Below are 12066 nucleotides of genomic sequence, written 5' to 3'. Positions count from 1 at the left end.
AGGACAGTGTATGGTGGGTAGTTTGACTGGGGCGGTCTCCTCCCAAAGAGTAACGGAGGAGTACGAAGGTGCACTCAGCATGGTCGGAAATCATGCAATGAGCATAATGGTATAAGTGCGCTTGACTGCGAGACAGACATGTCGAGCAGGTACGAAAGTAGGTCATAGTGATCCGGTGGTTCTGTATGGAAGGGCCATCGCTCAACGGATAAAAGGTACTCCGGGGATAACAGGCTGATACCGCCCAAGAGTTCACATCGACGGCGGTGTTTGGCACCTCGATGTCGGCTCATCACATCCTGGGGCTGAAGCCGGTCCCAAGGGTATGGCTGTTCGCCATTTAAAGTGGTACGCGAGCTGGGTTTAGAACGTCGTGAGACAGTTCGGTCCCTATCTGCCGTGGGCGTTGGAGATTTGAGAAGAGTTGCTCCTAGTACGAGAGGACCGGAGTGAACGAACCTCTGGTGTTCCGGTTGTCACGCCAGTGGCATTGCCGGGTAGCTATGTTCGGACGGGATAACCGCTGAAAGCATCTAAGCGGGAAGCCTCCTTCAAGATAAGATCTCCCTGAGGCCTTGAGCCTCCTGAAGGGCCGTGGAAGACTACCACGTTGATAGGCTGGGTGTGGAAGCGTTGTGAGGCGTTGAGCTAACCAGTACTAATTGCCCGTGCGGCTTGACCATACAACAGAGATGGTTACTAACGACTAGCTAAGCTAGCGGATTGTGAGTTAGAGACATACGATCGCTTGCGGTGTATTATTACAGATTGTTTTACCGACTTATTTGGGGTTATCGCCGGTCAACAATATGACCGAGGCAAACAGCGATAACACGGCAGGCCAAGCACATTGCTTATAAGACCAACGCCAACCCAAGCCAGTTTGCCTGACGACAATAGAGTTGTGGAACCACCTGATCCCTTGCCGAACTCAGAAGTGAAACGCAACATCGCCGATGGTAGTGTGGGGCTTCCCCATGTGAGAGTAGGTCATCGTCAGGCTTCTAATCCGAAAAGGGCCACCCAATAGGGTGGCCCTTTTTTTATGGCTGAAAAATATTTAAAAAAACAAAAGCTAAAAACTAAGAAATGGAAGAAAGAGAGAGAGCAGATAGTACTTGGCAAAAATTAAATAGAAAAAATAAAAGTAATTCTGAAAAACTTTAATGCTTAACTTTCTATTTAAAAAATCAGTCAGTAAACAAAAAATAAAAACCTAAAATTACTTGAGCACCTGAAACAGACACTCTCCTAAAAAGCCTATAAAAATAGGTCTTTACCGATCTTCTCTCCAAACGCCTTTGCACTCACTCAAAAAATAATCCAACAAAAATAACCCGCGTAAAAACCAGAAAAGTACCCATACCACTCCCGCCAAAAATTAAATTTAGCCGGTAAAAATATCGGTGATTTTTTAGTCTCTGCAGTAATCCCCTGTAACCACGGGGCCTGTAGCCCGTTTATTAAAGTTATGCACAACTCTATCCAGACTTTCTGTTAGTAACTCCAGGCTGTGGAAATCCGCGCAAAACAAAACCCCTGCAAGTTTCCCTGTTGGGGCTTTATTTTTTAGATAGGGTGAAATACTTTTACTACCGAGCAGCACCTGCGCTGCCATGTGAGTCGTGCGCGATCCCGGAGCCGTACCAACTTGGAGCACCGAAGGCGCCCATAGGGTAGTGTGAGACAGCCCTACCCGTTGGATTGGAGGTGAACCGCGCCTGTGGTGGTCTAAACCGGTATAGTGGTTTATCAGGCTTCTAATTCGAAAAAGGGCAGTCTAATAGGGCGGCCCTTTTTAGTGCCTGCGCTGTACTCTAGCTTATCTGGCGAGCAGCGTTGTAAGTCTTCTATTAGGAATTCCTAAAGGTAGCTGTCATTTAAATTACTGTAACAGCTATACATTGGTGAGGTAATTTAGTGTCCTCTTTTCACTCCAACATTAAAGCTATAAACAAACGATATATCGCTATTATTGAGCTCTTCCTCAAGAGCTGGGTTAAAAGAAAATTTATTTTTTATAGAGTCAGGAATTATTCTTTTGGTAATAAATTGGCGCATGCATAGGATGCTGTTTTCGCTAGCTGCTGAGTATATTGCGTTTAGTAAGGAAACAAAGCTCTCCTCATCAAGATAAGCTGAAACGTCAGAAATGGAGAATTTATCAATTTTATTTTCACAGTTGTATAAATATTGTTCTATCGGTGAGGTTACTATTTCTATGACTGTTTTATCTAGTGCTCCCTTAATTACTAAGTAATTATTTTTTTCCAAATATAAAGGCATTCCATATTCTGGGTTGTATTTTCCAGTTAGCAGGAATGTCATAAAGAAATTGTCAAGAACCAGGTGGTTCATTAGAGAGTGGTCCATTCTGCCTAATAAATACTCAGAAATTGACACTTCTTGTGGGATGTGTTCATAGAACCCAGGATCTTTAAGGAAAGTTCTGAAGAAATATTTGTTGGTAAGGAAATGCAAAAATGTTTTCCAGGCTGGGGTGTTCCATTTGTTTTTAACAAACTCACGCTGTTCTTCAATGCTTTTTAGGTGGGTTAGAGTTTTTATTTTGCTGGGTCGAATAACTTTAATAATCATACTGATTAACTTGAAGTGCTTTTCGAAAGCGCCTTCATAAATAAACCCTTTTTCAATGATACTTATGTTGTTTGACCAAAATAACTCCGCCTTTTTTGATAAAGAGGATTTCATGTTGTCATAGGTGTTTAATCTCTTTTTGCATGAGAGTATTCCTGAAAACCTTAAAAACTCCTCATGATTTAATTTCTGGATGGCAATTTTTTTTAGTTCCAAGAGATAGTTTTGGCTGGGATTCAAGTCAATGGCGGTTATTTTTTTGGGATTACTCAGTAGAAGGCTTAAGACGCGATCTCCACCGCCAGTAACACATAAAATACTATCATTTTCATTGATATTTAGAGCCTTAAGCTCTGATCTTGAATCTTCGTTTGGCCCTGAGTAACTGATTCTGTTTGCATAATGGGAAAGTGATATGTCACTAGGTTTGTTCATGGCATACCTAATCGGGCTGAATTTAGTTACGTTTGGTTTAAAAAATAGTCCACCACTTTGGTCAGATAACTCTTGCTATTACGCCATTGATCCTGAACAGGGTGACCTAAGACTCTTTGGCTATTTGCGCTGCAAAACCTGAAGTCACTGTTTAAAAATGGTCCATTTTGCATTCTATTAATGATCTTAAGTATCCGCCTTTCTTTTTCCGGTAGGCTGCTTAACAATACGCCGCTGACTTGAATTTGCCTTAAATCTAGCTCAAAGTAATCGCGGTTAAACATAACGAATTCGTCGATTGTCATTGGGTTAGAGTCGGCAATATTAAAGTATTGGTTTTTTGTGAGTTCATGGTTGTTTGAAATCTTTAATATTGCATCACAGCAAATGTCAACCGGAATGACATTGATAAGGCAGTTTGGAAGATATTTTAGGTGAATGGGGGTCTGTACATTCTGTTCTTTTAGTCTATTTAGCAGTTTTACATATTCATAGTAACCGGACTGAGAGTTTGTGTAACCAGTCACCGAGTCTCCTAGGACAATAGTTGGCCTATAGATAGTGTATTCCAGGTTTTTGGACTCTGCGATTAAATTCTCTGCTGCATTTTTGGTGTAATCATAGGCATTAAAAAATTCTTTAGGTTGATAGAGTTTTTCCTTTACGGTCACTCCGCTGGCATGATCTTTACCGGCAATAAAACTGGTCGATATTTGGTTGAACCGACATTTTGCTGCTACAGCAACCTCTATTAATCGTTCCACACCGTTAACATTTGTATTAATGCTTTGTTGCAGGTTGCTATAGCTATAGCGCATGTCAGCTGCACAATTCCAAATTGAACCAATGTGTAGAGAGCGTAGTTGTCTGTAAGACGTAGAACTTAAGCTGAGCTTTGGCCTGTTCAAGTCTCCTGAAATGATTATAAGTCGGTCGAAATCATTTTTCGAAAGTTTGTAAATAGGATTGACAAAACTATTTCTTTGTTTTAGCTGCTCGAATCGATCATGAATATCATTTCGCGCAATTAAAACTACATTAAAACCTTTTCGTAATAGTCCCCATGTTAAGTACTGGCCTATAAAGCCAAGACCACCAACAACCAGTTGTATTCTTTTCAGGTCTTGTATTTCTGATAATTTTTTAAAGGTATGCTGGTTTTCTTTCATTGATCCATACGAACCAGTCATAGTGGTGAATTAGATGTGTGTTTCTTTAGCCCAAAAGCATTATTCTCCTTGAGAGTCACTTTTACTTTTTTACTGTGGAATATAAAAATTTGGTCTGGTGTTGGGTGTATCTTGAGGGTGCTTATGATTAACACAACTAAGCTATCCATCTATTTAACAAAGTCTATAGGCTCGCTGTGAAATCAAACGATGGTAATAAGTGGTAGTCGTATCATGATGATGTCATCCATTGCGAAAGTTGTACCAATAACTCGAGCTATGGATTTTCAGTAAAGTACCATTGAGTAATTGTAGTACATCTGAGTATTTGGCCGTAGATTGACTGTAGATCCTCTATTTTTACTGTCCCCGTCATAAACGGATCTGGCATCATTGTAGGAGACTTGAATTTATTCTTCCGCTAAAGCGTATTCTTATAGACGATTTGGAGTTTCCTGCAATCGATACTTTTGGCTATAGCTCTTATTGGATACTTCGATATGATCTATTGGTTGTTTTGGTTTCAAGATTTTCCCATGTAGTTTTAAAAATGATTTCATATAGGGGACAGTGATCTAAGGATCGAATAGGCTCGCAAAATTACTCAGGGTTAGTTTTTTGGATATTTTCTCTCCTGGAGAGACGTTAGCTTAGATGCCAAAAAGCTTGCCTGGTTCTCATTTTTTGAACACGTTCTGAATAAAGCTCGCTGTAAGCGGTTGAAATGAGAATTGGCGAGTAAGATTGGTCAAAACCGGTAAAAGGAGAATTACCAGTGAAGCGACTAAGGAATGTTATAGCAAAGTTAATGGCGTTGGGTATTTTGAGCCTAATGGGGGGGTGTTCAAAGGATGCGGAAATAACAGTAGGAACTAAAGTACTTGATCAGCAACATATAGCTGCACGGATTGATGGCCAGGAGGTCAGCGTGCAGGCCTTGGATAAGGAACTCCAGCTTGTGCTGTATGATATTGCTGAAATGGAGCATAAATTACGTCTCAACAAGCTGCATGAAATGATTGCCAAAACAGCAAAAGATGGTCAAGAAATAGAAGTTATGCTTCCCGTTCCAGAGCCACCACGAATAGATCTTGATTATGGCGGGCGCGCCGCTCGAGGAAATCCCGAAGCGCCTATAACAATTGCTGTGTTCTGCTCCTTTCAATCTCCCCACTGTAAATCCTTTCAGCCAACCTTGAGGCGTTTGTTGAGTGACTATTCTGGTTGGGTTCGCCAGGTAAATTTTGATTTTCCCCTTAAGTTTCATCGGGAGGGTATCAAAGCTGCTGTTTCGGCTAAGTGCGCTGGTGAGCACAATATTTTTTGGGAATATCACGACGCCTTATACGCAAAAACTCCAAACCTTGGTGAGAAGTCTTACTCCCAGACCGCAAGCAGTTTACTGATCGATGACAAGCAGTTTAAAGCCTGTATTGGAGATATGAATTATAAAGAAGTTGTTCTGGGGGATCAGGAAATTGCTTTAGGGCTTGGCCTTACAAATGTGCCGGTTGTTTTTATAAACGGTTTGTATCTAAAGGGTGCACGATCATTTGAGCAATATTCTTACTGGATAGAAAAGGAACTAATCAGGCTTGATATAGATCCTCAGAAAAAATATACATGGAAACAACAAAAAGATACTGAGAATCATTTACCTGTTACGGGTCTACCTCTTGCCCTGGTAGGAGTTAGTGAATCGAGTATAGAAAGTAAGTCCAAAGCTTTAATAGAAGTAAATGGGCAGAAGGCACAGAGTTTTTCACTGGGGCAGTCTGTTCTTAAAGATGTCGTTCTGAAGCGTTTGAAAGGGCACTATGCCGTTATTGATAATCAGGGATCCCTGGAGCGTCTGCTATTGCAAGGTGAAGTGGGTAATATTATCCCTTTAACTTTGTCCCATCAGCACGATGAGGAGCTGCGCAAACGTATTGAACAGCCTCAGGGAGAAAAGGGTAAAAAGCTAATCGAGCCGGCTGGTGTGTTGACTCTTGGGCAAGAGTGGTTGGCGAAGCAACTCGAACAACGAGAATTCTTGGAGGCTAAATTTATTGAGGCGGAGCTGGAAGTTGAGGGCCACCATTTGATGCGCTTGGAGGGGGTGGCCAACAATGAGTTCTTTACTGCACTTGGATTCGAAGAAAACGATGTGCTGTTGAGGGTCAATGACAGTTGGGTCCACAGTGGCCAGAATGAGCTGTGGAGTGCTCTTACCAGTGGAAAAGTAATTGATGTTGCCTTTATGAGAAAGGGTTTGCCGCATAGATTGCAGTATGTGGTTGAAGAGAGTGGTTACTTTGATGAGGATTTAGGTAAGTGAATTGATTAGGGCCCGCGGTACTTTATTGCGGGCCCTGAATTTACCGAGCAGTAAAAGTTACTTATTTATCCGGATTTCCTTGCCACAGTAGGTCAGCGACAATATTTTGTCCTTGAATGCTTGGGTGGAAACAGTCTCCACCATCAATATCATCTTTATTAAACTGAAAAGTCCCGGCATTTAACTGATCCTCACCGGTATATTCAGCAACAACTTCTACCCCATTCATACCGTTGTAACTTTCTGCTTCCTCAACAAGGATTTCGTTATAACGTTGTTGGGCTGCGGCTATTCCGTTATAACGAGTAGCAAAGCTCTCTCCATTCATCGAGCCGCCATTTGTTGCAATTCGGCAGATTCCGAAAGTCGACCAGACACTCTCGCAATCTACGCGGGAATTACCGCTTTGCTTATCCAGACCTGCTGCCCGGAGATCTTGTACTCGTGGTACTGAGCCGAGTACTATCGTTGAGCCGTTAGGGAGACCATCGACTAATTTGTCCAGTCCAGCTTGAACTGCCGAGCGCCACTCGCTATCGGTGTAAAGTGGATCGTTACAGTTGGCTGGATCGACGCAATCCCGGTTACAGATGTCATTACCGCCCAATACTACCTCGACATGATCAGGTAAATTACTTTGGGATAGAATCCGATCGGCTTGAGTGGAGAAATTGTCGCCTCCACTACGCATCTCAGCACCGGATTCCGCTGCACTTTTATTGGCAGCCATATTGGGATAGTTAACTTTATATTTATCGTGAACACTCTCCACTGAATTGTCGTCGCCGTCAAACCAGGAATGCTCGGGTTGGTCCCCGCCGAGAAGACAAAACAGGTCCCAGAAATACTTATTGCGGGTACAGTCTGCACCGAATGCCATGGTAATACTGTCACCCGCAGCAACAGACTTGGAGGGGGCTGCCATTGCTGGCTGTATCGATAAGATGCTCAAACAGAGCGTTACTAGAACTCCATATTTATTCAACATTGTATTTTCTCCCACACCGACTTTCGCCGTAAGTTGTTATCGTTTTATTCACTGCTCCGGTAAACGAGAAGGAGTGTAGGACGCACTCAGATATTGTGAGTGATGAATGCTTGAGACCCTTTGGTCAGTTATCAATAAATTGAAGTCTGTTGGAGTTTTGTCGCCGAGAGCATTGATTACTTTATTGGCGTTTCAAAGCTTTAGTTTTTCTGGCACAGTTTTATGCCATCTGTTTTTCTTCGGGCGCTTCCACTATACTGCGCTCTACTTGTCGGAGTGCCTGTGGGCTGAGATCGCTGTTGCGAGATCCGTTGAACCTGATCGGGGTAACCCCCGCGTAGGGAACAAGATCTGAAGTCGCCTGTTTTGTTACAGTTTGGCGTCTTTTCTCTTTGTATGTGCCCTGGATGCTGCGACCTTTAAATTTCCAAGTTTTAAGGTTACGCATGTCTGAGATCATTGAACAATCCGGTAAAGCCGGAAAGTCCTCCCGCGCTGCCAGTCGCGATTCCGCTAAAGAATTTCTTGAAAATCTCACGGTTCAATCTTTCCCCAGCTCGAGCAAGGTGTATTTGCCCGGTGAAACTCCCGACATTCAGGTTGGTGCTCGTCAGATCTGTTTGGGAGATAGTTTGGTAGGGGGGGATGCAGAGAATCCGGTGTTTGAACCCAATGAGCCCCTAACCATTTACGACACTTCGGGCCCCTATTCCGAGCCCAATTTTAAAGTGGACGTACGGGAAGGGTTGCCCAAATTGCGCCAGGGCTGGATAGAGGCCCGCAGAGATACTGAACTGCTGGACTCTCGCCAAGCGGCCTACAGCCAGAAGCGTATGGCGGACCAGGGGCTGGATCATATCCGCTTTGAAAACCTTCCCAGCCCTCGCCGAGCCAAACCGGGACAGAATGTATCTCAGATGCACTATGCCCGCCGCGGCATTATTACCCCAGAAATGGAATTTATCGCAGTGCGCGAAAATATGGGGCGAGCCAAATTGGCAGCGGAAATGAGTGAAAGTGAATACCAGAAGGCACGTGATGGTATTTACATCCCCGAGCAAATCACGCCGGAATTTGTGCGCCGGGAAGTTGCAGAGGGGCGGGCAATTATCCCGGCGAATATTAATCACCCGGAAGTGGAGCCGATGATTATCGGGCGCAACTTCCTGTGCAAGGTGAATGCAAATATTGGTAATTCTGCTGTGACTTCTTCCATTGAAGAGGAAGTGGAGAAACTGGTTTGGTCTACCAAGTGGGGCGCGGACACGGTGATGGATCTGTCTACCGGTGCCAATATCCACGAAACCCGCGAGTGGATTCTGCGAAACTCGCCAGTGCCCATCGGTACTGTGCCGATTTACCAGGCGCTGGAGAAAGTAAACGGAATTGCTGAAGATCTTAACTGGGATGTGTTCCGCGACACCTTGATTGAGCAGGCGGAGCAGGGGGTGGATTACTTCACTATTCATGCTGGCGTGCTTTTGCGCTATGTGCCGCTCACTGCCAAACGTATGACCGGGATTGTCTCTCGCGGTGGTTCCATTATGGCCAAATGGTGTCTCGCCCATCACCAAGAGAATTTCCTCTACACCCACTTCGAGGAAATCTGCGAGATTATGAAGGCTTACGATGTGAGCTTTAGTCTCGGTGATGGCCTGCGCCCGGGCTCCATTGCGGATGCTAACGATGAAGCCCAGTTTGGCGAGCTGCACACGCTTGGCGAGCTGACTGAAATTGCCTGGAAGCACGATGTTCAGACGATGATCGAAGGCCCCGGTCATGTGGCTATCCATAAGATCAAAGAAAATATGGATGAGCAGCTGAAGCACTGCCACGGCGCACCTTTCTACACTCTGGGTCCATTGACCACGGATATTGCTCCCGGCTACGACCACATTACTTCCGGCATAGGCGCTGCACTTATCGGCACCTACGGTTGCGCCATGCTCTGCTATGTGACCCCCAAAGAGCACCTGGGTCTACCCAATAAAGAGGATGTTAAAGAGGGCCTTATGGCATATAAGATTGCGGCTCATGCCGCAGACTTGGCCAAAGGGCATCCGCGGGCACAGAAGCGCGATGACGCCCTGTCAAAAGCCCGCTTTGAATTCCGTTGGGAAGATCAGTTCAACCTCGGCTTGGATCCGGAGCGGGCACGCACCTATCACGATGAAACCTTGCCAAAGGAATCCGGCAAGGTAGCTCACTTCTGCTCCATGTGCGGCCCGAAATTCTGCTCCATGAAAATCACCCAGGATGTGCGCGATTATGCGGCCAAGCAGGAAGCGGCACAGGGCATGGAGGAAATGTCGATTAAATTTAAGGACATGGGTAGCGAGATTTATCACAAGGGCTGATGAGTATTTTGGGGGAGAGTCCTCTCCCCCAAAGAATCGGATAGCAAAAGTATGGCGAGTGCATAGCGCATATCGCTGGGTGTCGATTTGGATTTGCGAAGGTAGGTGGTCTGTGACAAGCGAAACCAAAGCCAAAGTAGCTATTGCCGGTGGAGGCCTGTTAGGTCGCTTGCTCGCCTGGCGGCTCTGCCAACGGGAACTGGATATAACCCTGTTTGAAGCGGGTGAATTGTCGGCACCAGTCGGGGGAGCCTGCTGGACGGCAGCGGGAATGATATCACCACTATCGGAATTGGTGCACAGCGATAAACAGGTTTACAACCTGGGGTTGAAAAGCCTTGAGCTGTGGTCTGAGTGGGTCCGGCAGCTGGAGGAGCAGAGCGGGCAGGACGTGGAATACCGCAGGGCAGGCTCAGTGCTGGTTGCTCACGGCAAAGATAAAAGTGAGCTGCTGCAATTCCTGCGGGAATTGCAGGGCAAGTTGGGTGAATCTGCCAGGGAGCAGGTGGAGCCACTCGATAGCAGTACTTTAGCGAAATTAGAGCCATCCTTACACGGCTTTGAACAGGGGCTTTACTTACGAGGTGAGGCGGATATCAATAATCACCGCTTGTTGCCCGCGTTACTCAGCGCATTGCACCGAGGAGCTGTCACTCTGCGAGAGCACAGCAAGGTAAATTGCGAAGCCGGGTATATCTCTGTGAACTCGGAGTGCGAACAATTTGATTGCGTGATCGACTGTCGTGGTCTCGGTGCCAAGGGGCAGATTGAAGGCTTACGCGGTGTCCGTGGTGAGGTGATGGTGGTGGAATCCCGGGAAGTGGTTTTGCAGCGTCCAGTGCGCCTGCTCCACCCGCGCTATAAGCTCTATGCTGTACCCCGAAGCGATGGACGCACAGTAATTGGCGCTACGGAAATTGAGAGTGAAGACCAGTCGCCCATTTCCGTGCGCTCCAGTATGGAATTGTCTTCCGCGCTTTACTCCCTCAACCCGGCTTTTGCCGAGGCTCGTATTGTTGAGACCCGCGTAAATTGTCGCCCCGCCACTATGGATAATATGCCTTATATCCACAGCGAGGACGGGCTGATTAGGGTGAATGGCCTTTACCGTCACGGTTATCTTTTAGCGCCGGCAGTAGTGGAGCAAGTGGAGAATCAAGTGGCACAACAACTGTTACAGGTGGTTTGATGCAGGTACTAATTAATGGGGAAACACAGAGCCTTGAATCCCCGCTAAAACTCTCTGCGCTTTTACAGCAGCTCGGCTATCGCGGAGAAACGTTTGCCGTTGCGTTCAACGGTGGATTTATTCCCCGTACGGAATATAGCAATACTGAGATAAATAACGGCGATAGCCTGGATATTGTTGCTCCGGTAGTGGGGGGGTAAAGGTGAGCGATCTATTAACACTTTACGGAAAAACATTTAACAGCCGGCTTTTGGTGGGCACCGCCCTGTATCCCTCCCCAGCGATTATGCGCGAATCCGTGCAAGCCTCAGCTTCAGAAATTATTACTTTGTCTCTTCGCCGGCAAAATCCGGCACAGCAGCAGGACAATCGATTTTGGGATTATATTCGCGAGTCCGGTTGTCAGTTGTTGCCCAATACCGCCGGTTGTAAATCGCCGCGAGAAGCGGTGGAGCTGGCAAAAATGTCCCAGGAAATTTTCCAGACCGATTGGCTCAAGCTGGAAGTGATTGGTGATGATTACAATTTGCAGCCAGACCCCTTTGGTCTGGTAGAAGCTGCGCGGGAATTAATTCAGTTAGGCTTCAAGGTATTGCCTTATTGCACTGATGACCTGGTTCTGTGTCGAAAACTTTTGGATGTGGGTTGCGAGGTATTAATGCCCTGGGGGGCTCCCATCGGTACCGGGCAGGGACTGCTCAATAAATATAACCTGCAAACACTGCGCGAGCGCCTGAGTGATGTACCGCTTATTATTGACGCCGGAATCGGTGCGCCATCACAGGCGGCAGAAGCACTGGAGATGGGCTTTGATGCGGTGTTATTGAATACCGCGATTGCAAAAGCCCAGGATCCGGTACTGATGGCTAATGCTTTTAAACTGGCTGTGGAATCCGGGCGCGCCGCCTTTAATGCCGGCTTGATGCTCAGGCGTCAAACTGCCAGCCCCAGCACCCCCACCCTGGATATGCCTTTCTGGCAGCAGGCAGAGAGCATATTGCAGGATTAGT

8 protein-coding genes, 2 rRNA genes and 1 riboswitch (1 of these 11 cut by a window edge) are annotated in these 12066 nt (G+C 46.0%); of the genes, 7 read left to right on the top strand and 3 right to left on the bottom strand.

Features of this window, described 5'->3' with window-relative positions; all coding sequences use genetic code 11:
* Both ACJJIM_RS14290 and rrf read left to right on the top strand, forming a co-directional pair.
* Window positions 1–683, top strand: a 23S ribosomal RNA gene (locus ACJJIM_RS14290) (it extends 2199 nt beyond the left edge of the window).
* A gap of 203 nt (window positions 684–886) precedes the next feature.
* Window positions 887–1002: ribosomal RNA gene (gene rrf / locus ACJJIM_RS14285) — 5S ribosomal RNA — on the top strand.
* Window positions 1003–1917: 915 nt separating this feature from the next.
* On the opposite strand, the gene ACJJIM_RS14280 is transcribed toward rrf, so the two are convergent.
* On the bottom strand, window positions 1918–3033 hold the full coding sequence (locus ACJJIM_RS14280) for a DUF3419 family protein (RefSeq protein ID WP_444911303.1): 1116 nt from the start codon (window positions 3031–3033) through the stop codon (window positions 1918–1920).
* Window positions 3034–3059: 26 nt separating this feature from the next.
* Window positions 3060–4202, bottom strand: a complete 1143-nt coding sequence (locus ACJJIM_RS14275) for an SDR family oxidoreductase (RefSeq protein WP_444911302.1) — start codon at window positions 4200–4202, stop codon at window positions 3060–3062.
* A 775-nt stretch (window positions 4203–4977) separates the two neighbouring features.
* On the opposite strand from ACJJIM_RS14275, the gene ACJJIM_RS14270 reads away from it, so the two are divergent.
* Window positions 4978–6522: a thioredoxin domain-containing protein gene (locus tag ACJJIM_RS14270; RefSeq protein WP_444911301.1), complete on the top strand. Its 1545-nt coding sequence runs from the start codon at window positions 4978–4980 to the stop codon at window positions 6520–6522.
* A gap of 61 nt (window positions 6523–6583) precedes the next feature.
* Here the strand turns inward: ACJJIM_RS14270 and ACJJIM_RS14265 are convergent, their stop codons facing one another.
* Window positions 6584–7510, bottom strand: a complete 927-nt coding sequence (locus ACJJIM_RS14265; RefSeq protein WP_444911300.1) for an SGNH/GDSL hydrolase family protein — start codon at window positions 7508–7510, stop codon at window positions 6584–6586.
* A 262-nt stretch (window positions 7511–7772) separates the two neighbouring features.
* Window positions 7773–7871, top strand: a riboswitch (TPP riboswitch).
* A gap of 85 nt (window positions 7872–7956) precedes the next feature.
* Between ACJJIM_RS14265 and thiC the strand changes: the two genes are divergently transcribed.
* The 4 genes from thiC (at window position 7957) to ACJJIM_RS14245 (ending at window position 12065) form a co-directional block, all read left to right on the top strand.
* A complete protein-coding gene (thiC, locus tag ACJJIM_RS14260; protein ID WP_444911299.1) occupies window positions 7957–9867 on the top strand; it encodes a phosphomethylpyrimidine synthase ThiC in 1911 nt (636 codons plus the stop codon).
* A 112-nt stretch (window positions 9868–9979) separates the two neighbouring features.
* The gene (gene thiO / locus ACJJIM_RS14255; protein WP_444911298.1) at window positions 9980–11056 is read left to right on the top strand and encodes a glycine oxidase ThiO; all 1077 of its coding nucleotides are present in this window, start codon (window positions 9980–9982) and stop codon (window positions 11054–11056) included.
* Window positions 11056–11256, top strand: coding sequence for a sulfur carrier protein ThiS (gene thiS, locus ACJJIM_RS14250; protein WP_444911297.1), 201 nt, complete (start codon window positions 11056–11058; stop codon window positions 11254–11256). Before thiO ends, thiS begins: the two co-directional genes overlap by 1 nt.
* Window positions 11257–11258: 2 nt before the next feature.
* Window positions 11259–12065, top strand: a complete 807-nt coding sequence (locus ACJJIM_RS14245) for a thiazole synthase (RefSeq protein ID WP_108734076.1) — start codon at window positions 11259–11261, stop codon at window positions 12063–12065.
* Window position 12066: the final 1 nt, after the last annotated feature.

This window comes from Microbulbifer maximicatervae (SeqCode) (assembly GCF_052467615.1).
This window is presented reverse-complemented; position numbering and strand designations above follow the sequence as displayed.

Excerpts from the sequence above, each read along its gene's own strand:
- ACJJIM_RS14280 (WP_444911303.1), bottom strand. The coding sequence starts at position 3,033 with ATGAACAAACCTAGTGACATATCACTTTCCCATTATGCAAACAGAATC.
- thiS (WP_444911297.1), top strand. The coding sequence starts at position 11,056 with ATGCAGGTACTAATTAATGGGGAAACACAGAGCCTTGAATCCCCGCTA.
- ACJJIM_RS14265 (WP_444911300.1), bottom strand. The coding sequence starts at position 7,510 with ATGTTGAATAAATATGGAGTTCTAGTAACGCTCTGTTTGAGCATCTTA.
- thiC (WP_444911299.1), top strand. The coding sequence starts at position 7,957 with ATGTCTGAGATCATTGAACAATCCGGTAAAGCCGGAAAGTCCTCCCGC.
- ACJJIM_RS14275 (WP_444911302.1), bottom strand. The coding sequence starts at position 4,202 with ATGAAAGAAAACCAGCATACCTTTAAAAAATTATCAGAAATACAAGAC.